Here is a 24,507-nt window from a genome sequence, read left to right on the forward strand (position 1 = left end):
TCGCGCGAGGAACACCAGGCAAACCGGAGGACCGAAGTGACGGTACTCGAATATTAAAGAAGTTCAATCGACCAACAACCCAAAGGGGCATCCGCCAACTGGCGGACGCCCCTTTTCATGATTGTGATGATGCGTTATTTCAGAATACGACGGATTTTATTCGACTTTTTGATCAACCTATAAAAGGCATCGTAGTCTTCATTCTCAAGTACATCATGTACGTGTTGCAACTGCTTGATATGTTCTTCAAGCACTTCCAGCACGTTTTCACGATTTTGCATGAAAATGGGGGTCCACATGTCGGGCGAGCTCTTGGCAAGTCGCACGGTAGACTCAAAACCTGATCCGGCCAGCTCGAAAATCCGTCCCTGCGCTTTTTCTTTTTCCAGTACGGTGAGTGCCAGGGCAAACGATGTGATATGCGAAATGTGAGACACATAAGCCGTGTGCACGTCGTGTTCATGTGCGTTCATAAAGGTAGCACGCATCTCCAACTGTTCGGTGATGGCCTCTACCGTGTCGAACGCATCTTCATCACTGTTCATCGCGTCTATATACACCATTACCTTGCCGGCAAATAAGTTAGGCACCGCAGCCTCAGGCCCGGAGTACTCCGTGCCGGCCATGGGGTGTGCCGCGACCACACGACCCCGTTTGGGATGGTTAGCGATTGTGCTGAGTATCCGCTCTTTTGTGGATCCCATATCGATAATCACCTGATCGGTGACCTTGTCGAGGAGCGATGGCAATAAATCGAGGATAGCATCTACCGGAATGGAAAGCAGGATAACCCGGCATTGTGCCAGTGCCTCATCTAAGGTGACAGCCTCGTCAATCAGCCCAAGCTGCAATGCTTTCTTCAGGTTAGCCTCACTTTTGTCTACGCCGACAATCTTTTTGGCAAACTTCTTTTCTTTCAAGGTGATGGCTATGGACCCACCGATGAGCCCCACACCAACAATGGCTATATTCATTTCTGTTTTATGCTTCGTTTACGGATTATCCACATTTACAATACGCTTATAGGCATCATCGAGTACGCTTGCGGTGGCACAAAGGCTCACCCGTATGTAACGTTCTCCGCCATCCCCAAAAATACCTCCAGGGGTGATGAATACCCTTGACTCATGTAAAATGGCGTCGCTCAGGGCATACCCGTCGGCATAGGCAGTGGGAACCTTCGCCCATATAAACAAACCCACCTGTTCCCGGCTATAGGTACAGCCTAGCGTATCCAAGAGGCGGTATACTTTCTCCCGCCGTTCCCGGTAAGTGGTGTTCAGCTCATCGTACCATTCATGGCCAAGCGACAGCGCTTTTGCCGCTGCCATTTGCATGGGAAGGAACATCCCCGAGTCCATGTTGCTCTTGAAACGGATAATCTCTTGAATACGGGCTTCCTCGGCAATAAGCATCCCTAGGCGCCAACCCGCCATATTTGCCGACTTGCTCAATGAGTTGAGCTCAATGGCCACATCCATCGCACCTTGGGTAGCGAGCAGACTCAACGGTTTATCGTTCAGTATGAAACTGTATGGATTGTCGTGGCAAAGCAGGATGTTGTGCTGCTTGGCAAAAGCGACTGCTTCACTGAAAAATGCTGCGGTAGCCGGCGTGCCCGTAGGCATGTGTGGGTAGTTCAGCCACATCATCTTCACCCGGCTCAGGTCACGTTTGCCCAGCTCATTGAAATCCGGTAGCCAGCCGTTTTTTTCATCCAAATCATAAGGTATACCCGTTGCACCGCTCAGGCGGACAGCCGCCGCATAAGCCGGATATCCCGGGTTGGGGAAAAGTGCTTCATCGCCCTCCTGCAAATAAGTCATACATACGTGTACAATGCCTTCTTTCGAACCAATCAATGGAAGGACGTTTACATGAGGATCTACAGATACGCCGTACCAACGGCGGTACCAATCGGCAATGGCCTGCCGGAGCGGTAAAATGCCCCTGTAATTCTGGTAGCCATGTGTGTCCGGCCGCGTCGCATATTCATGGAGCGTTTCGATAACCTCCGGATGGGGGGGTAAGTCGGGACTGCCGATGCCCAAGTTGATCACTTTCGCACCGGTCTGATTTAAGGCTTCGATTTCACGTAGTTTCCTTGAAAAATAGTATTCTTCGGTATGTTGAAGCCGTTGGGCAACCTGTATCTGCATTTTTTTACCTTTGGGCGACTAAATTAAGTAAAACCATCCAATAATTAGATTTGTATTTTTCTGCCAAGCTTTCTTTTTTGGTAGCTTTGCAGCTTGTTTAGTTCTTGATGAAGACATATTTCCGATTACTATCATATGCCAAGCCCCTTGGGAAATTTGCCATTCCCTATGCGGCTACCACATTATTGAGTGTGCTCTTCGCTACGCTCAATCTAGCACTGATCATCCCGTTGCTGCACACTTTGTTTAATGGTGATGATGGGAGCAGTGTTGTGCAACCGGACAATTGGTTCGACATCGTTGCTTATTTCAAATATTATGCAACGGAGGCCATCTCGGTTTACGGACCATACGGCGCATTGCAGCGGGTGTGCGTCGTAATTATCGGGTCGGTATTCCTCAGCAACCTCTTCCGGTACCTCTCACAACGAATAATGGAAAACCTGCGCATCCATACCTTGCTGAATCTACGCCGGTCGGTCTTTGATAATGTCATGGACCTACACGTCGGTTACTTCAATAGCCAACGGAAAGGAGACATCATTTCGAAGATTGCCTCCGATGTCCAGGTGGTGCAATTTTCTGTTACAGCAACGCTTCAGGTCGCATTTAAGGAGCCACTCACATTGCTGTTTTATATTGTCGCATTATTTCTGATTTCCACCAAGCTCACCTTGTTTGCTGTCTTGGTTATCCCGCTTTCCGCATTTGTCATTTCACGCATCGTTAAGCGGCTCAAAGCGCAGGCCACTCAAGCACAACAGGTGTATGGCAATATGATCAGCTATCTGGATGAGGCATTGTCGGGAGTCAAAATCATCAAGGCATTCAACGCAACTGAATTTATCAAAAAGAAATTCCACGACGAGAATATCCGGTTCTCGAAAATAAGCAGGCGGATGGTACGCCGGCAGCAATTGGGGTCGCCCGTATCGGAATTGCTGGGGGTAACGATGGTTGCCGTGGTGCTGCTCTATGGCGGCAATCTGGTGTTGAGTGGATCGGGCGAGCTGCCCGCGGAGGCATTCATCACCTATATCGCTATTTTTTCGCAAGTCATGCGTCCGGCAAAGGCGCTTACGGACGCATTCAGTAACATTAATTCGGGCATTGCCGCTGGTGAGCGGGTGTTGGGGTTGATCGACGAAAGGAATGAATTGCCCGAATCTCCCAATGCCCAGCCGATTGCCGATTTCAATAGTGGAGTTCGCCTAGTCAACGTGAACTTCTCGTATGGCGAGCGGCAGGTGCTTAAAAATGTCAATCTGGAGATACGGAAAGGGCAAACCGTAGCGTTGGTAGGCCCTTCGGGCGGAGGCAAGTCTACCCTGATGGATTTAATTCCACGCTTCGTAGATGTGGATAGTGGTGAAGTACTCGTTGATGGCGTAAATGTTAAAGATTTGGTGGTTAATGATTTGAGGTCATTAATCGGATTAGTGAATCAGGAATCGTTCTTGTTTAATGACACCATCTTCAACAACATCGCTTTTTCTGCAGCCAATGTAAGCAAAGATGATGTAATCGCCGCCGCGAGGATCGCCAACGCGCATGAGTTTATTCTGGAAACGGAAAACGGATATGAAACAACGATTGGCGACCGTGGGGTACGGCTGTCGGGTGGCCAGCGCCAGCGCATCTGTATTGCACGTGCGGTGTTGAGAAATCCACCGATATTATTGCTTGACGAAGCAACGTCCGCACTGGATACCGAATCGGAAAAATTAGTGCAGGAAGCACTGTCCAAGTTGATGCAGAACCGCACGACGTTGGTCATCGCCCATCGGTTGAGTACCATCCAAAACGCAGATAAAATCGTTGTTTTGGAAGCGGGACGCGTGGTAGAAGAGGGCAACCACCAGCAATTATTGGTACACAACGGCCTTTATAAAAAATTGATAGAAATGCAGCAGTTTGGAGAATGAACCGTACATATTGAATTGCATATAAGGGCAAATTTAGCTAGATTTGCTCTCAAAGATTTCAGGATATGGATGCCGAACAAAAGCTTACCTTTCTTCTTGAAGACAAGTATCTCGATGACGACTTAAGAACCATTGCGGCCAAAGTGCGTGATGGTGTGCGGATTGACCAGGATGAATGCATAGTGCTCTATGAGCGGGGCGAATTGGGTTATTTGGGTGTGCTCGCAAACACGATCCGCACACGCATGCATCGAGATATCACTTATTTCAACCGCAACTTCCACATTGAGCCGACCAACCTCTGTGTTTACGATTGTAAATTCTGTTCCTATTCGCGGCTCATCAAAGAGCGCGCCGATGGGTGGGAAGCCACGATGGAAGAGATACTTGGTGTGGTGAAATCATACGATGATGAACCGGTTACGGAAGTCCATATCGTGGGGGGGGTAATGCCGCAGTACAATATGTCGTTCTACATGGACCTGTTTACAGCCATCAAGAATCATCGCCCCGACCTACACGTCAAAGCATTAACCCCGGTAGAATACCATTATATCTTCAAAAAAGCGAAGGTCGATTACGCTACCGGTATGGCCATGATGAAAGATGCCGGCCTGGAATCCATGCCGGGCGGCGGGGCGGAGATTTTCCATCCGGAAATAAGGAACCAGATTGCCAAGGATAAATGCAATGCCGAGCAATGGTTGCAGATACACGAAGAATGGCATAAGTTGGGTATGCACTCCAATGCGACCATGTTGTATGGGCATATCGAGCAATATTGGCACCGTGTGGACCACATGGAGCGCCTGCGGCAGCTGCAAGATAAAACAGAGGGCTTCCAGGCCTTCATACCATTGAAATTCAGGAATAAAGGTAACCAGATGTCGAACGTGCCGGAGTCGACCGTAGTTGAAGATCTCCGTAACTACGCGATCAGCCGTATCTATTTAGACAATTTCCCGCATATCAAGGCTTACTGGGCAATGATAAGCCGGGAAACGGCTCAGCTATCCCTCAACTTCGGTGTGAATGATATCGATGGTACTATAGATGATACCACCAAGATTTACTCCATGGCCGGAGCCGAAGAGCAACACCCGGCTATGTCGACAAAGGAGCTGGTGGAGTTAATTAAGCAGGCGGGCAAACACCCCATTGAACGTGACACGCTCTATAACGTCATTACCGACTACAACGAGGTGGTGTTCGATGAAGACGCGCCAAACAAACAGGCGCGGTATTACCAGTTGCCCGTGTTGAACGATAAATAGCAGTATATTTTTGGAAAAAACACTTTACATCATCCGCCACGGCCAGACGGATCTCAATTTAAAGGGGATTGTGCAGGGCCGGGGGATTGACTCCCCATTGAATGAGACGGGCAAAAGACAGGCCGAAGCATTTTACACGCATTACCGCGATGTGCCCTTCGACAAAATTTATACATCCACTTTGGTGCGTACGCACCAGACGGTAGCACCATTTGTGGGTGTTGCCAAGGAACAATTGGCCGGGCTCGATGAAATCGGCTGGGGAATCTATGAAGGAAAAGAACAGCACCCCGACATCATGTCGGGCTTTGCCGACCTCATTGAGCGCTGGCGGAAGGGCGAGTTGGACCGTGCAGTGGAAGGTGGCGAAACCCCCAACCAGTTGGCAGAGAGGCAGCGCAAGGCACTCGACCACATCCTATCACAGCCCCACGAAAGGACCGTGCTGATTTGCATGCATGGCCGGGCAATGCGTATATTCCTTTGTTTGCTCATGGGGCTGGATATTGCAACGATGGATGATTTCCCGCATACGAATACCGCATTGTATAAGGTGCAATACGATGGCCGTCGGTTCGCCATCGTAGACCCCTATAATATTGAACATTTGGCAGGACTGCTTACTGAATGATGAATATGGAAAAAGTGAAAATATCGGCAGTGTCTTATACCAACACACTGCCATTTATGTACGGAATCGAACATTCGCCAATCCGCGAAGACATATTATTGAGCTTGGATATCCCCAGTACGTGCGCGCATAAACTGATCCATGGCGAGGCCGATTTGGGTATTGTGCCGGTGGCGGCGCTTCCCGATATACCGGATGCCCGAATCATCTCCGATTACTGCTTGGGAGCAACGGGAGCCGTCAATTCGGTGTTTATCTACAGCGAAAAGCCGGTGACTGCAATCCGGTCGCTCCGCTTGGATAGCCAATCGCGCACATCCAATGCGTTGGCCCGCGTGTTGCTACGTTACCATTGGAAAAACGATACAGTGGTAATGGTAGAAGAGGATACTGAAGCGGACGCCTATGTGGAGATCGGAGACCGTACATTCGGGAAGCAACACGCCCATCCCTATGTTTATGATTTATCGTGGCATTGGCAGGAGTTCACCGGGCTGCCATTTACGTTTGCCGTATGGGTGGCCAACAAGCCACTGGAACCGCATTTTGTCCACGCCTTCAACGAAGCCCTGGCTTACGGATTGAGCCAGCGGGAAGCATTGATAGCCGAATTACCTGCCCGGATCGATTTCGATTATCGCCAGTACTTGATGGAAAACATCGATTACGAATACACTGATGAAAAAAAGCAGGCTGTTCAAACTTTCCTGAAGCTGAGAGCATCGTTGGAAACATTACCTAACGAGTTGGAAGCCAAGAAGGAATAGGCACTACTCAATGCACGTGGGGGTCGAAAACGAAATTTAACAAAGAGGCAGCGATACCCAGTGCCACGGCGACCATTTTCTTCCTGTTGAATTTGTGGTGGTCGGCCGATCCTGATTCAAAAAGGATGGTCGTGGAGATGTGGAGGAAAATACCGATCACAACCGCCATAATCCGGTCGAAATACTGCTCAATGTGACCGATCCCGCCCGAGCTTATGGCCTTGCTGATCAGGTAGCCGAGGGGTGTCATCGCAGCGAATACGGCCAGCAAAATGGTTATGTTCCTTCTTGGAAGCGCGGTGTTGACCAATAAGCTGCCGAGGGCGAATGCCGCCGGTACGTGGTGCAGTGCAATCCCGAAGGTGAGTGCGCCCTGATGGCCTGCAGCCAACGGCATACCTTCCAATACCGCATGGAGGCACAGGCTCACCATAATCCCTAGCGGGAATATGCTGCTTTTCCCCGAGTGATGGATGTGTCCATGCTCGATACCGTGCGAGAACTGTTCCAGGCTGAGCTGCAGAATGAAGCCCAGGAGCACGAACAAGCCAATGGTGTGTGCATGGGTGCTGTGCGTATGGTATACTTCCGGAATCAGGTGGAGCACCGTGATGGAAAATAGGTAGGCACCGCTGAACGACAAGATCAGCTTCAGCAAATGGGTGTTGTCGCGCTTTACAAAAAAAACCGATATCCCGCTCACGAAGGCCGAAACAAACAGAATGGCAATAATCGCGGTAGAACTCATGCTTCGCTTTTTATGGGCGCTAGGTTAGGAACCAAGTATCTAAATCCTAGACTGGTAAGGTAGCCGATGGTGCTTCCCAGCAACGCGCCCCCGAGGATGTCCAGTGGATAATGCACTCCCACATATACCTGCGCAAAACTGATGATTGCTGCCCACGACAGCCCCAACCAAAGGATGTGCTTCCACTTTCGGTAAAACACCATAATCAAGGCAACGGCAATCGCAAAATGATTTGCAGCATGCGACGACGTAAAACTGTAGCCACCACTGCACCGTACCAGTACATTTACCTGATCTTTGAATTCCACGTCGCGGCATGGCCGCACCCGTTCCACGGATTTCTTGATAACGGAAGACGACACATGGTCGGTAATGCCGAAGGTGATCAACAAAAAGGCGATGATGTATAATCCGTTTTTTTTATAATTCCTGATGCAGAAAATGATGATGAACAGATAGAGCGGGGCCCAAGTATACCGGTTCCGCAGAATAGGCATCAACCAATCAAAGAATGCATTGCTCAATCCCTGGTTAATCGCCAAGAACGCATCTTGGTCGAACGAGATAAGTTGGTCGATCATATAAATTAAACAAAGTTGCAACAAAAGTAAAAATAAATTTTAAATTCCTACAATATTCCTATTTTTACCACCTCAAAGACAATATTCCACATGACATTAATCAAATCTATTTCGGGTATAAGAGGAACCATTGGCGGCCGGTCCGGTGAGGCACTGACTCCCATTGATATCGTGAAGTTCACAGCAGCATTCGGCCATTTCATCGGGCAACGGTCGGCGTCTAATAAGATAGTCGTTGGCCGTGATGCCCGTATTTCGGGCCTGATGGTTCGCAACTTGGTGGTGGGTACACTGCAGAGCATCGGTATGGATGTAATCGATTTGGGGCTGTCTACCACACCTACGGTGGAGATTGCCGTGCCCGGCGAGCAGGCAGCCGGCGGCATCATCCTTACGGCCAGCCATAACCCGGGGCAATGGAATGCACTGAAACTGCTCAACGATAAAGGTGAGTTCATTGACGATGCTGCCGGTCGGCGTGTGCTCGAAATTGCGGAGCAGCTTGATTTTGATTTTGCAGGGGTGGAAAGCTTGGGCAACGTATCGATGGATGAAAGCTATTTGAAAAAGCACATCGATCAAATCCTGGCACTGCCCTTGGTTGACGTAGACGCCATTCGGCAAGCTGGTTTCCGGGTAGCTGTCGATGCGGTCAATTCTACCGGAGGGATTTTCGTACCGGCATTATTGGCTGCCCTCGGTGTGGAAACCGTGTACGAAATCCATTGTGAACCGAATGGTATTTTTCCACATAACCCGGAGCCGCTTGCGGAGAACTTGACTGATTTATCCGCGTTGGTGGTAGAGAAAGGCGCCGATCTGGGTATCGCGGTGGATCCTGATGTAGACCGGCTCTGTTTTGTGATGGAAGACGGTAAGATGTTCGGTGAGGAATATACGCTGGTTGCGGTGAGCGACTATGTGCTTCGGCATACACCGGGCAATACGGTTTCGAACCTTTCGTCGACAAGAGCCTTGCGCGACGTGACCACCAACAGCGGGTCGGAGTATTACGCTGCGGCGGTAGGTGAGGTGAATGTGGTGACCAAAATGAAAGAGGTAGGAGCCATAATCGGCGGGGAAGGCAACGGGGGGGTCATTTACCCGGCCACACACTATGGGAGGGACGCCTTGGTTGGTATTGCGCTCTTCCTCACCCACTTGGCCAAAAGTGGTAAGCGTATCTCTGAGTTACGGGCGGGCTACCCGCAATATTATATGTCGAAAAACAAAATCACGCTGACCCCCGGACTGGACATTGATGGCCTCTTGTCCACTATGCAGCAAAAATATAAGGATGTACCCCACAGTACCCTAGACGGACTGAAGATCGATTTCGAAGAAGAATGGGTCCATTTGCGTAAATCCAATACCGAGCCCATCATCCGGATCTACTCGGAAGGTCCCACTCGGGAACGGGCAGAGGCTATTGCGCAGCAGATCATCAAGGAAATCGAGGAGATTATCAAGTAATCGTTTCCGCATGGCATTTTGACCCCGAAGCTTCGAACGCAAACTGATTAAAGAAGCAATTTTGTATCTTGCGGCTTTCAGAAGAACCGTTATGAAGCATTATACCGATACCATCCATGTCTCATCCGAAACCGGCCGCTTACGGAAGGTGCTGGTGCATAGCCCCGACAGTGGTTTAGGTAAAGTGGTGCCTTCCAAGGCACAGGACTGGCTGTTCGAAGATATCGTGCACTTGGATACTATCCGGCGATATGAGTACGATTATTACATCAAGTTACTGCTGTATTTCTTGGATGAAGAAAAGATAAAGGGGCAGCTGGCCGATATGGAAGCGCCGGATTACCACCGCAATTTCTTTAAACCCGACCATCCCGATTTTTACAATTCGCAGCATGTGGTCGAGCTGCAGGTATTATTGGCGGATATTTTGGCCGATACATCCATTAAAAGCCAGCTGGTTGCGTCGGTCTGTGCGATTGAGGCCTGCAGCTATGACATACAGCGCGAACTGATGTCGTATGCACCAGCTACGCTGGCGCGGATATTCTTCAGCGGTACGCCCGATGAGCGTGAGATGATCTTCCCGCCCATCCCCAATTTTATTTTTACGCGCGATATCGGTATCGTAGTCAATGACCATATCCTGCTCAACAAACCAATGAAGGAAGCGCGTAAACGCGAGGCGTTGATTGCCAAGTATATTTTTTACCACCATCCGTTATTCGCAGCGTACCACGATAAGGTGATCGAGCTCACCGATACGCAGCATCACTTCCTATTGCCCAACGATGCCGACGTGGAACGGGTAACATTAGAGGGTGGCGATGTGATGGTGGTCAGCCCCAATCACGTACTGATTGGCGTAAGTGAGCGGACCACCCGTGAGGCGGCGGCGCAAGCCGTCCGACAGCTATTCGATCGGGATGTCGTGGAGAAAGCCACCATCGTGAAAATCCCCCACAAACGCGATTATATGCATATTGATACGGTCTTTACGCAGGTGAAGCGGAACGTGTGGGTAATGCTGGGCGATTTTTCCCACGAGCAAATTGCCGGGGCACAGACCGATGCCATACACCGGGCACTTCGTATCCAGCCGCAACGCTTAGATGATTTGGAGATTTTGCAGTTTCAAAAAAATAATTTGTCAAGTCCTAGGCAGTTCACTTCGTTGGAGGCATTGCTGGTGGACGTCAGCGTAGCTGATTTGGGTGCGGCGCCGGACGACGTGCACATTATCCTGTCGGGAAACGACGAGTTCCCCTACGATGCCCGTGAGCAGTGGACAGATAGCTGCAACGTATTGGCCATCCAGGAGGGGGTGGTATTGGGCTACGACCGTAACGACAAGACTACGGAAGCATTCCGTGCACTCGGTTTCGATGTCGTCAATGTGGCCGACCTGCTGGCCAGCTTGGAGTCGGGCAGGGTGAAAGCGGATGAGCTGGCCGATACGTTGATATTGATGCCGTCGGCAGAGTTGTCGCGTGCCCGGGGCGGCTTCCACTGCATGAGTATGCCTTTATTAAGAGACCCATGACCCTATTAATGATCCGCCCGGTACGGTTCGGTTACAACGCACAAACCGCCACCAACAACGCATTCCAGCAATTCCCTAGGGAAGGGGACGCCGCCGCTATCCAGCAACAGGCGTTAGAGGAGTTTGATGCCTTCGTAGAAAAACTGAGGCAGCACGACATTGATGTGCTCGTGATGGACGACAGCGCCGAGCCCTATACACCGGATAGTATTTTCCCGAACAACTGGGTGTCTTTCCACCGGGATGGAACGTTGGTGTTATATCCGATGTTTGCCGAGAACAGGCGATTGGAACGTAAGCCGGCGGTAATCGACGCGATAAAGGAGCGCTTTGCCGTGAGCCGGCAGATCGACCTGAGTAGCCATGAGGTGGAGGGGCGTTTTTTGGAAGGGACGGGAAGTTTCGTGCTCGACCGCGAGAACGGAATGGCATATGCTTGCCGTTCGCCGCGCACCGACGAGCAGCTGTTCCGGTATTTTTGTAGGCAACTGGGCTATACGCCGGTTATTTTCGATGCAGTAGACCGGAGTGGTACGGCTATCTACCATACCAACGTGATGATGTGCATTGCCGATCGGTATGCCGTTATCAACCTCGACGCAGTTGCGCTTCCAGACCGGACAGCGCTTAGCAGTGCGTTAAAACACTCGGGCAAGGCCATTGTTGCCATCGATCATGACCAGATGGATGCCTTTGCCGGAAACATGTTGCAGGTTGAAAATAAAAAGGGGCAGCGTTATCTCGTCATGTCATCACAAGCTCTCGGTTCGCTCCGGCCGGAGCAGGTAAGCCTACTGGAATCGTTCAATCCGATAATCCATTCGCCATTGGACACCATTGAACGGAATGGTGGGGGCAGTGCGCGATGTATGATGGCGGAGGTGTATTTACCGCATCAACGCGCGTGAATCCATTTGAAGCTGTATTGCTTTTCAGGGATTTTCATGCGGTCGGCCAAACGCAGCAGGCGGTCGGGCAGGCGGACGAGGTAGTCCCTGGCACGCTCGCCGGCTTCATTAAGTTCCCGCACCGATTCCACCTTCCATTCGCGCAGCAGCTCTTTCAAGATATCCACATAGTCTATCGCGGTATATACGCCAAGCCGTTGGGCTGCATCGGAGAAATGGGTGAAAGCTTCCCCCTGGGGTTCGCCCGACTCGCGCAGCATGTGGGCAGGCATCACGATTTTTTTCCGCATCATATCTTCAAATGCCAGCATCACCTCGCTGGGGTCTACCTCCATTGCTTTGGAGATAAATGACATATAGGCTTTCGCATGGCGCGCCTCGTCGGCAGCGATAACGCCGCACATTTTCGCCAGGAGCTTGTCGCCATCTTTTTTCGAAAATGCAGCTACCCGCCGGTGCGACACATTGGTCGCCAGTTCTTGGAAAGAGGTGTAAATGAAATTCCGGTAGGGGTCGTTGCCCGTCCCGATGTCGATACCGTCCTGTAGCAGGTATTGGGTAGATATCTCCATTTCCCGCATGTTCACGCGGCCGGATAGGTAGAGGTATTTGTTGAGTAGATCGCCATGGCGGTTCTCTTCCGCCGTCCACGCGCGCACCCATTTCATCCATCCACCCTGTTCGTTTTTGTTGACGTCTTCCACCATCGTAAGCCACGACTCGTAAGTGGGTAGGGCCTCTTCCGTGATGGTATCACCAATAAGTACCGCTACCAGGTCGTACGATAGCTCGCGGGCACTTTCCTGCAGATCCCTCACTTCTTGGAAAAAGGTGTCCCGCGACGAATCCGGGAGCAGGTCTGCAGGTTGCCACATCTCCTCAACGGGCTTCAGGTATTCACGCATGTCATTAAGCATGTAAGGCTCCAGGTAAGCCATTACTTCTTTCCGTGATCCTTCAGGTATTTGTTGTGTCAATTGCATAGTCTATGCAAAGGTAAACAAATGGTTGGTAATCTTTTTTTAACAATCCGATTATATTTAAAATATGACAAGAAATATAATTATATTGAAACCATGGTTTAAAAACGTAGTTTTGGGCAAAAACGTGGACTGCCTGATATGGATAAAGCTTGTTTCAACATACGTGTCTACGGCATCTTGGTAAACGATGACCGCCAGGTGCTGATTAGTGACGAACGGGAATACGGTATGGAATTCAGTAAGTTTCCAGGGGGTGGGCTGGAGTACGGTGAGGGGCTCGCTGACGGGCTTATGCGCGAGTTCTACGAAGAATGCAACGCAGCTATCCGAGTCGTACAGCATATCCATACCACCGATGTATTTGTCAAATCTGTATTTGATGGTAGCCAAGTCATCGCAGTATATTACTCGGTGAAAAACGATACGCCGATCAGTTGCCGTTTCAGCAATACCCGGTTCGATTTTAGCGAAGGCCTGGCTATTGACCAGGTATTCCGCTGGGTGCCAATCGATGAATTTGATGAGTCGGACCTCACTTTCGAGATGGACCGGGCAGCTTGGCGGGTTTTTATGTCGGAAAAAAGCCACGGATTACATTTTTAAGCTTCCTGCACGTCATAAAGTGCCCCACCGCATCGGATAAATCGATACTTTCGTGCGGTTATTTCGAAAATACGGACAATGGAACTTGTTTTTTGGATCGGGCTATTCCTCATTGTGTATACTTACTTGGGTTACGGCATCGTGCTGTACTTCTTAACTCGGCTGAAGCGGCTTGTTACCCGGAGCAAGCATACGAGGGAAGAAGAGGCTGCCGCTGTGAGCTATGGTGACCTGCCCTCCTGCACCATTATCGTGGCTGCCTACAATGAAGCGGCGGTTATCGGTGATAAGATCAGTAATACGCTGGCTTTACAATACCCGGATGGGAAGCTGAGCTATTGTTTCGTGACGGATGGTTCTACGGATGGCACCCCCGATATTATCCGGGAATTTCCAGAGATCGATTTATTGCACGAGGATGCGCGCAACGGGAAGATTGCGGCGGTGCACCGTGCCATGGAGCGGGTGACAACCGATATCGCGGTTTTTACCGATGCCAATACATTGCTGAACCCCGCCGCGCTGGTGGAAATATGCAAACACTACGCAGACCCCACGGTAGGTGCGGTGGCCGGTGAAAAGCGGGTGCATGCGGAGGCATCGGCCGATGCCTCCGCCGCAGGCGAAGGTTTTTATTGGAAATATGAATCAGCCCTGAAGCGGTGGGATTCCGAGTTGCATACCGTGGTGGGGAGTGCCGGTGAGCTGTTCAGCATCCGCCGGGCACTCTATGAACCTGTGCCGCTCGATACGGTATTGGATGACTTTATGATTTCGATGCGCATTGCCGAACGGGGGTACCGTGTGGTGTATGAGCCGGGGGCATATGCAACTGAGATGGCTTCGGAGAACGTAGGGGAGGAGCTGAAGCGGAAAATACGCATCGCCGCAGGAGGTATCCAATCTATTGTGCGGTTGAAGCGCGCTCCGAATCCATTTGCTGATCCGGTGCTGGCATTCCAATACATCAGCCACCGGGTGTTGCGGTGGACGCTCACGCCCATCATGCTGGTGGTTGTCTTTATCATCAATGCCATTTTGCATATGGGCGGCGCAGGCATGATCTATACCTGGTTGTTTTACGGGCAGGTGGTATTTTACCTGTGTGCGCTGGTAGGCCTGTTGCTTGAGCGTCGGGCGTTGCGGGCCAAACTGTTATTTATTCCTTATTACTTCTGTGTGATGAACTATGCAGTGCTGGCGGGCATGATACGATACTTCGGAAGTGGCCAAAGTGCGGTATGGGAACGGTCGACACGCAAGGCTAAACAGGCCAATGGCGGCTAAAGGTACGCTAAAGCTGAAATATCGGTAGCTGCTCCAGTGGTTCGGATGCCGCGTAACAGCCCAAATAGTCGCTACCGATTGGGAACGAATATAGGAAAATCTGATGGGGTGGGTTGCCGCCGATGATTTCATTTTTGGCGACACCGGTGCCATCCAATACTTCAAATAACGGGAGGTGCTCGCCAATTCCTTCACCGGTTAGTTTCAGGATCGCCTCCTTTCTCGTCCATAACGTAAAGAATCGGCGTCGGGTGCCTTCTTCCTGCGACGTAATATAGTCGATTTCAGAAGCCGAAAAACACGCATCCAGCATGTCGTCGATCACGAGGGGCCGATTTAACCACTCGATGTCTACACCGATGGGTTTACCGTTGGCAATGCCGATTAACGATTTATTTTCCGTATAGGAAAGATTGAATGCGACGGAATTACCGCTGTGTGGTGATAAACTTGGCTTGTTGTGGCGTTCACCGACAAAATGGAGGGCAGTTGGTGCCAACTGTGTAGCACCTGCCAGGAGCAGCCGGAGCACGGTGTGGGTGGTTTGGTAACGAATTTGGTGTGCTTGCTGATGGAAGCGGGCTGCCCGGGCCAGCTCATCGTTGTTTAATATGTTGTCGTACCGGTGGGCGAGCAACGCGTGGGCAGCCGTCGGATTGATTAGCCATACACTGGGCCGCGGGAAGGGCCGGTTACCCTGTATCACCGCCCACCCATCTGCACGTTGCGGTTCGTTTATCCACGTTGCTATGATAGCGGTACGGCTCATCGGTTAACTGATGTGTGTCTGGGTGTGTGCGATGAGTTGGTCGAAGTAGCGTTCGAACGTGATATGGGCGACACCTTTTGCCCCGGCGTCGGCCCCCAGCTGCGACCGTTCCACGGTGACGAAATCTTTTAATTGGGTCATGCAGTACGTGTTGATAGCCTGTTGGATGGGAATGGTAATGTATTCGTTCGCTTCCGCGATTTTGCCACTCAAGATGATCAGTTCCGGGTTGAAGAGCTGTACCAGCGTTGCAATGCCTTTTCCGAGCTTTTCGCCGGTGTTGGATAGGATGTTGATGGCATATTGGTCGCCACGGTTTGCGGCGTCAATGACCGCTTGGGGTTCGATGTTTTCGAGTTCATGTTCGGAAAGAGTGTTAAGGAGGGAGTCTTCTCCGGATCGTATGCCGTCTTTAGCCATTTTTGCCAATGCAATGCCGGAGGCGACCGTTTCCAAGCATCCTTTTTTTCCGCAATAACACAGCGCGCCGTCGTCAACGAATGGCATATGCCCCATTTCTCCGGAGAAGCCCCCGGCGCCGTTCCGTAATTGGCCGTCCATGATGATTCCTAAACCAATGCCCCAATCCATCAGAATAACCAACACATCGTTACAGCCCTTCGCTAATCCGAATTTCAATTCAGCAACAGCAGCACTTTTAACATCATTAATGATGAATACGGGCTTATCAAATGCAGCGGTTAAGTATTCCTGTAGCGGCTGCGCATTCCGCTCGTTGGTCATGTAGGTGTGGTTGCGCCCCTCCGTTTTATGGATGAGCCCAGGCATACTGATGCCAATGGCCAATATCAATTCCCATGTTATGTTTGCTGCTGCCACGAAATCAGCAACCAACGCTTTCAGTTGGTCGGCCGAAGACCAATCTTTGCTCAATAGAAAAGTGGACGAAGCTGTATGGATGAACGTATTCGTATTATCGACCAAGGTCATCCTGACTTTGAACAGTTCGACTTCTACGCATAACACAAAGAAAATACGTTTTCTGAGCTTATTCAGGATCGGCTTTCTGCCGCCGATCGAACTGCCTTTCTCATTTTGTTCCAATATCCCTGCATCGGCTAGGCTGCCAATCAGTTCCAGTATTTTCGGCGCGCTGAGGTTAAGGTGCTTACATAGCGCTGCATTGGTCAGTCCATCGGTTTCGATAAGCGCCTTAATCAGTTTCAGTTTCGCGCGGTGGTTTTTTCGTGCAATACGCGATTTATCGGCGATATGATCCAGTGAAAGTAATCGGGGCATTTTTTCCATTTAACATTCAAAAATAAGTAAAAATTGTGAATCGGTATTTACTTTAGCTATATATTTATCGATATAAGATTTCTTTTATCAAAAAATTAAAAAAGTTTTGGTGTTGAGGAAGGAAATAATAAATTTGTGGACTCGAAACCGATTTGGAAATCAGAATAAGCATGAAAAAAGAAAACACGTCCCGTCGGGAGTTTATCAAGAAGTCATTAGTGGGGGCCGCTGCATTCAGCATTGTCCCCCGTTTTGTTTTGGGAGGGCAGGGGTATTTGGCGCCCAGCGACCACCTCACCAAAGGTGTAATCGGGGTGGGGTCTATGGGGCGCGGCCATTTCGGCTATGCGGGTACCAAAACGGTAGCAATCTGCGATGTGGACACGCGCCACTTGGCACTGGCCATGAAGCAGCTGGGCGACCCCGGTGTCAAGCAGCTGGCCGATTTCCGCGAGTTGATCCAGCTTCCTGAAGTGGATATCGTACACATCGCCACGCCGCCCCACTGGCATGGCATTATGGCTGCCGAAGCGGCCCGGATGGGCAAGGACATCTGGTGCGAAAAGCCGATGACCCGTACCATTGGCGAGGGCAAGAAGGTGGTGGAAGCCGTCAAGCAGCACGGCAATATCTTCCGGCTGAACACGTGGTTCCGGTTCGATGCCGCGTTTTACGGAATGAATGTGCCGGTGAAGCGTATCAAAAAGCTGGTTGACTCGGGCATGCTGGGGTGGCCCCTGAAGGTGACCATCAGCAAGCACACCGGTTTCGATTGGAAGTTCTACTGGGTGGGCAGGGAGAACCTGCCGGTGCAGGAGGTACCGAAGGAACTGGATTACGATATGTGGCTGGGCCCGGCGCCGTATAAGCCATATAGTGAGCATCGTGTACACACCACATTCAGGGGCTATTGGGATTACGATGGTGGCGGATTGGGCGACATGGGCCAACACTACATCGACCCGGTCCAGTATTTCCTGAACAAAGACAATGAAAGCCCGGTTACGGTCGAAGTGGATGCGCCGCAGCAGCACAGCGATGCCGTGGGTACTTGGCGCCGGATTACCTACACCTATGCGGATGGGTGCCAGATTGTGCTCGATGGAGAGGGAAAGGATGTAGGGATGCCGTATATCGAAGGCCCCAACGGGAAATTATACCGGGGATTCAAGTCGGATATCCCCGACATGGAGCGGAAGCTTGCCGCATTCCCCGATCCCGAGCCACAGGTAACCGATTTTGTGGAAGCAGTGAAGGCACGCCGGAAGTTTGCGCTGAACGAAGAGAACGGCTTCCGTTCCTGTACGATCGTGAACATGGGACTTACGGCATTGCGGCTTGGGCGGTCGTTGAAGTTCGACTCCGAACAACAGGTATTTGTCAATGACGAAGCCGCCAACAGATTGATTGACCAACCCATGCGGGGTCCGTGGTCTATATAAAACTTAAAAAATTAATAAACCCATGATAAGGTCTATTGTTGCGCTTTTTGCGCTATTCATTTTACAGGCACCCCTATTTGCCCAGCAGGGCGATACGCGTACCACCACCACGAAAATAGCTGATTTGTTGGCACTGCAACCGTCGGAGACCTCCCAACGGCTTAACGATGCTATGGAGCAGCTCGAACGTTTTTCCGCTACAGACATCACGGCATTGCTGTCGCAACTCACGCCTCCGGGACAAGGAGATGATGCCGGCGTGGAATATGCGTCAAACAGCTATAGTTACCACGTGCTGCTGCCGGGTAAAGAACGCCAACGGGCAACGTTTATCCAAGGTGCGCTCGCCGCATTGTCGGCGCTTGAAAATAAGGACAACAAAGGATTTGTAATACAATTACTGCAAAATGCCGCTGATGATACCGCAGTGGAAGGTCTCAGTGGTTACCTTACGGATGTTTACCTCAGCGAAAAGGCCGCACGGGCACTCGCCCGGATCGGTACGGCAAAGGCTGGCGATGCATTGTTAGCGGCGCTGCCCCAAGCAACCGGAGTTGCTGCCGCGAATATCATCAATGCACTCGGGTTCATCGCGTACGCACCCGCTGAGCAGTCGGTATTGGCCAGCGCGAATGCGCCCGATGCTGATACGCGGAAAGTCGTGCTATATGCGCTTTCGCGGATCGGGGGAATAGCATCGGGTGACGTTTTGCTCAATGCGGCTAAAGAGGCCGGCTATGTGTACGAGCCGACAGAAGCAACCGCAGCCTACATCAATTATCTGCATCGGCTCGTTGAGTTGGGAGAGGTTGCCACAGCCCGTAAATCGGCAAAGCAACTATTCAAACGAACGAACACGGCCGCACAGGTCCACACCCATATTGCCGCACTGGGATTACTGACGGAGGTAAATAAGGAGAAGCAGGTCGGCAAGCTGTTGAAGGCCGTGAACGACGATAACCGGGTGTACCGGAATGCCGCCCTCGGCTTTTTGGTGCCTTACCTCGATAGCGGGGTATCGTCGCGCCTGGCCCGCAGCGTTGCTAAGGCTGATAATCAGGCGCAGGTGGATATTCTACGGTATTTGGGCAACCACCAACAGGTTGTTGCGCTACCGGTGGTCAGGAAAGCACTCCGAGCCGGCTCCCCGGACGTAAGGGTTGCTGCCGTTGGTGCGCTGCACCAATTGGATGGAGATGCCGAAGTAGATGAATTGATTGGCCTATTGGCCGATAATGATGACCGCACGCGGGCCGCCATCAAGCAAGCGCTGCTCACATCGGGGAATAGGCACGTAACCCAAACCGTTGCAAACGCGTTAGCAGCCACGGGAGAAAACGACGTCCAGCTGTTGTTGATTGACGTACTCGCCCAACGCGGTGCCGGCGAAAGTGTTTCCGCGATGCTGGATATCATCGGTGGCGACGCGTCGGACGAGGTGAAAGCCGCTGCGTATGCAGCGCTGCCAAAAGTGGTACGTCCGGACGATTTGAATAACTTATTGAGCCTGTTGCTTACGGCCGACGAGCGTTACGTAAAACCCGTCCAAGAAGCCATTGTGGTGGCGGTTGACCGGGGAGGCGACAGGGATAACCGGCTTCAGCAAGTCATTTCGAGCGCGCGCCGTGCCGATGCTGGTTTGCAGCCCCGCTTTTTCCCGGTATTAGCCGGCGTTGGGGGCGAGGCCGCGTTGGCGGTCGTGTCTGAACATGCCGGTGGCGACAACCCCGCCTTGCGCCGCGCAGCCACATCGGCTTTGGCGAGCTGGACGGATGCGGGCGCGTTGTCCGAGTTGGTGGCATTGAGCCGCAAAAAAGTGATGGATGCCGCTCAGCTGAATGAGGTGATCAATGGCTTGGTGCGGGTAATCGGAATAGCTGATATACCTGCCGACCAACGGGTTCTTCACTTGAGGGATGCGTTTGCCGTTGCACAAACGGACGGACAGCGCAAAACGATATTGCGGGCCTTACAAGCAACAGAAACCTACCAGGCCCTGCTATTTGCAGGGCAGTTTGTCGACGATGAAGAGCTGGGGTCCACCGCGGCAAATACGGTGATGAACATCGCCTTGGAAAATAAGCAATTCTATGGGGCGGAGGTAACCCGTCTGTTGAATAAAGTGATCGGTCGGCTGTCTGGAAGTGAAAGCAGCTACCTGCGCGAGGCCGTGCAGAAGCATATCGACGAATTGCCCAAGGGCGCTGGCTATGTAGCCTTGTTTAACGGCCGCGACCTGGATGGTTGGAAGGGACTGGTAGCAAACCCGATAAAGCGGGCTGCGATGGATGCCAAAACCTTGGCTGAGGAACAAGTGAAAGCCGACGAGGCTATGCGGGCGGGCTGGTATGCCGAAGGTGGGGTGCTGCATTTCAACGGACATGGTGATAATATCGCTACGGTGAAACAATATGGAGATTTCGAGCTGTTGGTGGATTGGAAGCTAGACAAAGAGGGGAAAGACGGCGATGCCGGTATCTACCTACGCGGTACGCCGCAGGTGCAAATATGGGATACATCAAGGGTTGATGTAGGCGCTCAGGTGGGCTCAGGCGGGCTGTATAACAACCAGAAGCATGAGAGCAAACCCCTTAAGGTGGCCGATAATGCCTTGGGTGAGTGGAATACCTTCCGCATCACGATGATCGGCGACCGGGTAACGGTGTATCTCAACGGTGAGTTGGTAACGGACAATGTGGTACTTGAAAACTATTGGGATCGGAGTTTGCCGATTTTCCCAACGGAGCAGCTCGAATTGCAGGCGCACGGTACCCACGTGATGTACCGGGATATCTATATCCGGGAGCTTCCGCGGCACGAAACGTTTACCCTTAGTGCCGAAGAACGGGCTGAGGGTTTTGAGGTGCTGTTTGACGGCACCGATATGGATGCGTGGACAGGCAATACAACGGCTTACCGCGTGAGCGATGAAGGTACGCTGGCCATCTATCCAACGGAAGGGTCGGGAGGTAATTTATACACGAAAGAAGAGTTCAGCGATTTCATATACCGGTTTGAGTTCCGTTTGACACCCGGTGCGAATAACGGTATCGGCATACGGGCACCGATGGAAGGTGACGCCGCTTATGGAGGCATGGAGATCCAGGTGCTAGACAACGGTGCCGATATGTACAAGAACCTGGCGGAATACCAGTACCACGGCTCGGTATACGGGGTTATTCCGGCTAAGCGCGGTTACTTGAGGCCTGTGGGCGAATGGAATGAGGAGGAAATCTGGATCAAGGGCAATAAGATTCGGGTGACACTTAACGGGACGGTAATTGTGGATGGCGATTTGGCGGAAGCCTCTAAAAATGGAACACTCGACAAAAAGGACCACCCGGGCTTGAAGCGTACGTCGGGCCATATCGCCTTCCTCGGGCATGGGTCGGAAGTACACTTCCGGAATATCCGGGTAAAGCGGTTGTAGCGTTCCGAACGTTAGTTTTGAGACCGGCTGTGCAGCTTTCTGCGTAGCCGGTTTTCGATTGTAGTGGATTCGCTACAAATGAAGTTTTATGTGCTGATTTCTGCCGGTTTTCTTCTGAAAACTGTGAGATTTGCTGGTGAAATAAATATCCGCAGATACCAGTTTGAAGCATGAAAAAAAGAATACTCCTCGTAGAAGACGAACCTACTATACATCGGCTGCTCCACTTTATTCTAGCAAAAGAATTTGATGTTCGGTCGGCTGCCAACGGTTACGAGGCTTTTCTATGGTTGGAAAGACAGGAAATTCCGGATTTAATCATCATGGATTGGATGATGCCACAGATGGATGGCAAATCCTTTTTGAAATGCCTCAAGGTAAGTGGGCTATATTGCGATATCCCGGTGATTGTATTGTCGGCATCTGAGCGTATTAGGGAAGAGTTGGATTCCTTGCCTTATCCAATTAGGCACTGTTTGAAAAAGCCTTTCGACCCTCGCACTTTAAAAGCTACTATTGGAAATATATTTAATGTCTCAACCTATGGATTTGTTAACTGAAGTTAAACCGACATCTAAGTTTCTGACGATATCAATTGCTTATCTTGGAACGAAATTCGTTGATGAACTGGACGAGAAGCTGAATAACCGGATTGATGTAATCCGGTTTGATCAGTTGTCCGACATCGAGAAGCATATTGAGCAGCAGTCATTTTTTACGGTGCCGGATTTCCTTCTTCTAGAAATAGGGGATGAATTCGGACCACTTTATTCCTTTATCAAACGGTTAAAATCGGATCCGACATACAGTTCCATCAGCATTATTTTGCTTGGATTCAAGAACAATCGTACATCATTGGCCGCGACATTCGCACATGAGGTGAGTGACATCTATTGCTATCCTTTTAATGTAGCTAACATTGAGGAGCGGTTGAAATTCCTTCTTAAATTCAAGCTGATAGGAAATAAGCAGGTGCAGTTGCCCCCGACGGCAACGATGCAGCAATATACGTATAGGCTGCCATTTACGAAACGTGTTTTTGATGTGTTGGTTTCAGGGACGATGCTACTGATCTTGTCGCCGATATTGGTGTTGATTGCTATCCTTATCAAGTTGGATTCCAAGGGCCCCGTTATCTATAAAAGCGAGCGTGCCGGTACAGGTTATCGGATTTTCAATTTTTATAAGTTTCGTTCGATGAAGGTGGATGCAGATAAAGAGCTTGGAGAACTTTCCGCACTCAATCAATATGCATCGAAAGATGGTGCTGCCGCGTTTGTTAAGATCAAAAATGATCCTCGGATAACCCGGCTCGGCTCGTTTTTACGTAATAGTAGTTTGGACGAACTGCCGCAGTTGGTTAATGTGCTGAAAGGTGATATGTCGCTCGTAGGAAATCGGCCATTGCCATTGTATGAGGCACAAATGTTGACATCAGACGAATGGGCTATGCGATTTTTGGGTCCGGCGGGCATTACTGGACTATGGCAGGTGACCAAACGGGGTAAAAGTGAAATGTCTGATGAGGAAAGAAGAAGACTTGACAATGAGTATACGGAGAAGTTTTCTTTTTGGACAGATTTAAAACTACTCCTGAAAACGATTCCTGCGCTTATTCAAAAAGAAAAAGTATAATTAACTACGCGTTTCGCCCTGTTTCAATAAGCGCTGGTCGATGGTGTCTAACACGGAGCCATCTATCTCTATATTAAATTTTCTTGCGTATAGCTTTCCGGAATTGGCTAATGTGGCAAAATCTTCTTGTGTCAAAATTTCTGGGCTATGTTTTCCTTCTACCCATTTAATATACCTTAAGTTATCGTTGATGATTTCTTCTCGAAAATGGGAATTATACAGTATAGTTTGGAAGAAAAATTCATCTGGCCCCCAAGTATGTTTGAAAAACTGAACTGCTTTTGGGTTTTTATTAACAAACGAAAGAATGTGTTTGACGTGTTTTATCGATAATGTCATCCATTGGGAATACCCGGTGAAGACCATATCCAGGGGTAGCTTTCGTTCAGCAGTTATCGCGTTGATGATTCGTTCTGCCAAGTATTTACCCGGGAGCCGATAATTCACGAAGTGGTATTTTCTGATTTTCTGTTGCGCCTCCTCCCACCATGGTGAGCCCTCGAAACGCATTTCCATAAAAGATTTCCCTAAGTTAGATGAAAGATAAGAGTGGACGGTTGTCGCATTTCTTAGCGGGTAATCAGATTCACTTAACAAGTTGATGAAATCGAAATCCTCATGGTTTGCTATAATTTCATGGAATGCGTCGATTGTCGTTTGCACCATGCTGTATCCACCCCAGATAACGTCCCGGCGTGCCGATAAGAAGCGTATGTTTTCCCGATTTCCGATCAGGGAGTCAAAATCTTTAAGCGGCGATTTGCTGTCGATGTGAATGAAAATAGTGGTATTGGGGTGACGCAGGTGATTGATTAAACGCTTTAATTGTGTGGGATAACGGTATCCCAGAACTAAGTGAGCAATTCTACAAGACATTCTCCAACGAATTACGGTTGTCGCATATATGCTACAAAACTAAAAATCTGGCCGACATCTTCATATATATATTCGATATTATATTAACATTTGTATGGTCGTTAGTACATGACAGCGTTTTACCTGTGTTTCATTTTTAAAATAGATGTCCTTCATATTTACTAAAAGAACGTCGGGGCCAATTTAAAATTTGATAATCGTCAGGCTTGTATTTTG

The 24,507-nt window shown here is 50.2% G+C and carries 21 protein-coding genes; 13 read left to right on the plus strand and 8 right to left on the minus strand.

Annotated features, from left to right (window positions below; all coding sequences use genetic code 11):
• Window positions 1–134: 134 nt before the first annotated feature.
• Both NGM62_RS17415 and NGM62_RS17420 read right to left on the minus strand, forming a co-directional pair.
• Window positions 135–974, minus strand: coding sequence for a prephenate dehydrogenase (locus NGM62_RS17415; RefSeq protein WP_262249562.1), 840 nt, complete (start codon window positions 972–974; stop codon window positions 135–137).
• An 18-nt stretch (window positions 975–992) separates the two neighbouring features.
• Entirely contained in the window at window positions 993–2,159 is a 1,167-nt protein-coding gene (locus tag NGM62_RS17420; RefSeq protein ID WP_262249563.1) for a pyridoxal phosphate-dependent aminotransferase, read from the minus strand.
• Window positions 2,160–2,266: 107 nt separating this feature from the next.
• On the opposite strand from NGM62_RS17420, the gene NGM62_RS17425 reads away from it, so the two are divergent.
• The 4 genes from NGM62_RS17425 to NGM62_RS17440 all read left to right on the plus strand — a co-directional run bounded on the left by NGM62_RS17425 (window position 2,267) and on the right by NGM62_RS17440 (window position 6,756).
• Window positions 2,267–4,084 carry an ABC transporter ATP-binding protein gene (locus NGM62_RS17425; RefSeq protein WP_262249564.1) on the plus strand — a complete coding sequence of 606 codons (1,818 nt, stop codon included), beginning with the start codon at window positions 2,267–2,269 and terminating at the stop codon, window positions 4,082–4,084.
• A 65-nt stretch (window positions 4,085–4,149) separates the two neighbouring features.
• Complete coding sequence (mqnE, locus tag NGM62_RS17430; RefSeq protein WP_262249565.1) at window positions 4,150–5,358, plus strand: aminofutalosine synthase MqnE; 1,209 nt, start codon at window positions 4,150–4,152, stop codon at window positions 5,356–5,358.
• A gap of 10 nt (window positions 5,359–5,368) precedes the next feature.
• Window positions 5,369–5,989, plus strand: coding sequence for a histidine phosphatase family protein (locus tag NGM62_RS17435; protein ID WP_262249566.1), 621 nt, complete (start codon window positions 5,369–5,371; stop codon window positions 5,987–5,989).
• The gene (locus tag NGM62_RS17440) at window positions 5,986–6,756 is read left to right on the plus strand and encodes a menaquinone biosynthetic enzyme MqnA/MqnD family protein (RefSeq protein WP_315975879.1); all 771 of its coding nucleotides are present in this window, start codon (window positions 5,986–5,988) and stop codon (window positions 6,754–6,756) included. The genes NGM62_RS17435 and NGM62_RS17440 overlap by 4 nt, the downstream gene beginning before the upstream one ends.
• A 7-nt stretch (window positions 6,757–6,763) precedes the next feature.
• Here the strand turns inward: NGM62_RS17440 and NGM62_RS17445 are convergent, their stop codons facing one another.
• The gene (locus NGM62_RS17445; protein ID WP_262249567.1) at window positions 6,764–7,504 is read right to left on the minus strand and encodes a ZIP family metal transporter; all 741 of its coding nucleotides are present in this window, start codon (window positions 7,502–7,504) and stop codon (window positions 6,764–6,766) included.
• Window positions 7,501–8,085, minus strand: a complete 585-nt coding sequence (locus NGM62_RS17450) for a phosphatase PAP2 family protein (RefSeq protein ID WP_262249568.1) — start codon at window positions 8,083–8,085, stop codon at window positions 7,501–7,503. The genes NGM62_RS17445 and NGM62_RS17450 overlap by 4 nt, the downstream gene beginning before the upstream one ends.
• Before the next feature lie 90 nt (window positions 8,086–8,175).
• Between NGM62_RS17450 and glmM the strand changes: the two genes are divergently transcribed.
• The 3 genes from glmM to ctlX all read left to right on the plus strand — a co-directional run bounded on the left by glmM (window position 8,176) and on the right by ctlX (window position 12,006).
• Complete coding sequence (glmM, locus tag NGM62_RS17455) at window positions 8,176–9,558, plus strand: phosphoglucosamine mutase (protein ID WP_262249569.1); 1,383 nt, start codon at window positions 8,176–8,178, stop codon at window positions 9,556–9,558.
• 91 nt (window positions 9,559–9,649) lie between these two features.
• Entirely contained in the window at window positions 9,650–11,098 is a 1,449-nt protein-coding gene (locus NGM62_RS17460) for an arginine deiminase family protein (protein WP_262249570.1), read from the plus strand.
• Window positions 11,095–12,006, plus strand: a complete 912-nt coding sequence (ctlX, locus tag NGM62_RS17465) for a citrulline utilization hydrolase CtlX (protein ID WP_262249571.1) — start codon at window positions 11,095–11,097, stop codon at window positions 12,004–12,006. Before NGM62_RS17460 ends, ctlX begins: the two co-directional genes overlap by 4 nt.
• Here the strand turns inward: ctlX and NGM62_RS17470 are convergent.
• Complete coding sequence (locus NGM62_RS17470) at window positions 11,994–12,989, minus strand: acyl-ACP desaturase (protein ID WP_262249572.1); 996 nt, start codon at window positions 12,987–12,989, stop codon at window positions 11,994–11,996. The two genes, ctlX and NGM62_RS17470, sit on opposite strands and share 13 nt — an antisense overlap.
• Before the next feature lie 138 nt (window positions 12,990–13,127).
• On the opposite strand from NGM62_RS17470, the gene NGM62_RS17475 reads away from it, so the two are divergent.
• Both NGM62_RS17475 and NGM62_RS17480 read left to right on the plus strand, forming a co-directional pair.
• Window positions 13,128–13,592 (plus strand): NUDIX domain-containing protein, encoded by a 465-nt coding sequence (locus NGM62_RS17475; protein WP_262249573.1) that lies wholly within the window; start codon window positions 13,128–13,130, stop codon window positions 13,590–13,592.
• 78 nt (window positions 13,593–13,670) lie between these two features.
• Window positions 13,671–14,879, plus strand: coding sequence for a glycosyltransferase family 2 protein (locus tag NGM62_RS17480; RefSeq protein WP_262249574.1), 1,209 nt, complete (start codon window positions 13,671–13,673; stop codon window positions 14,877–14,879).
• 7 nt (window positions 14,880–14,886) lie between these two features.
• Here the strand turns inward: NGM62_RS17480 and NGM62_RS17485 are convergent, their stop codons facing one another.
• Entirely contained in the window at window positions 14,887–15,648 is a 762-nt protein-coding gene (locus NGM62_RS17485; RefSeq protein ID WP_262249575.1) for a 4'-phosphopantetheinyl transferase family protein, read from the minus strand.
• Between the two features lie 3 nt (window positions 15,649–15,651).
• Window positions 15,652–16,908: an ROK family transcriptional regulator gene (locus NGM62_RS17490; RefSeq protein ID WP_262249577.1), complete on the minus strand. Its 1,257-nt coding sequence runs from the start codon at window positions 16,906–16,908 to the stop codon at window positions 15,652–15,654.
• 170 nt (window positions 16,909–17,078) lie between these two features.
• Between NGM62_RS17490 and NGM62_RS17495 the strand changes: the two genes are divergently transcribed.
• The 4 genes from NGM62_RS17495 (at window position 17,079) to NGM62_RS17510 (ending at window position 23,415) form a co-directional block, all read left to right on the plus strand.
• Window positions 17,079–18,350: a Gfo/Idh/MocA family oxidoreductase gene (locus NGM62_RS17495; RefSeq protein ID WP_262249578.1), complete on the plus strand. Its 1,272-nt coding sequence runs from the start codon at window positions 17,079–17,081 to the stop codon at window positions 18,348–18,350.
• 22 nt (window positions 18,351–18,372) lie between these two features.
• On the plus strand, window positions 18,373–21,780 hold the full coding sequence (locus NGM62_RS17500) for a family 16 glycoside hydrolase (protein WP_262249579.1): 3,408 nt from the start codon (window positions 18,373–18,375) through the stop codon (window positions 21,778–21,780).
• Window positions 21,781–21,950: 170 nt separating this feature from the next.
• Window positions 21,951–22,340 carry a response regulator gene (locus NGM62_RS17505; RefSeq protein ID WP_262249580.1) on the plus strand — a complete coding sequence of 130 codons (390 nt, stop codon included), beginning with the start codon at window positions 21,951–21,953 and terminating at the stop codon, window positions 22,338–22,340.
• Window positions 22,324–23,415 (plus strand): sugar transferase, encoded by a 1,092-nt coding sequence (locus NGM62_RS17510; RefSeq protein ID WP_262249581.1) that lies wholly within the window; start codon window positions 22,324–22,326, stop codon window positions 23,413–23,415. Before NGM62_RS17505 ends, NGM62_RS17510 begins: the two co-directional genes overlap by 17 nt.
• Here NGM62_RS17510 and NGM62_RS17515 read toward each other — a convergent pair whose 3' ends face one another.
• A complete protein-coding gene (locus NGM62_RS17515; protein WP_262249582.1) occupies window positions 23,416–24,291 on the minus strand; it encodes a beta-1,6-N-acetylglucosaminyltransferase in 876 nt (291 codons plus the stop codon). It lies immediately after the preceding gene.
• Between the last annotated feature and the right edge of the window lie 216 nt (window positions 24,292–24,507).

The organism is Parapedobacter soli (assembly GCF_025460835.1).
GTDB lineage: Bacteria > Bacteroidota > Bacteroidia > Sphingobacteriales > Sphingobacteriaceae > Parapedobacter > Parapedobacter soli.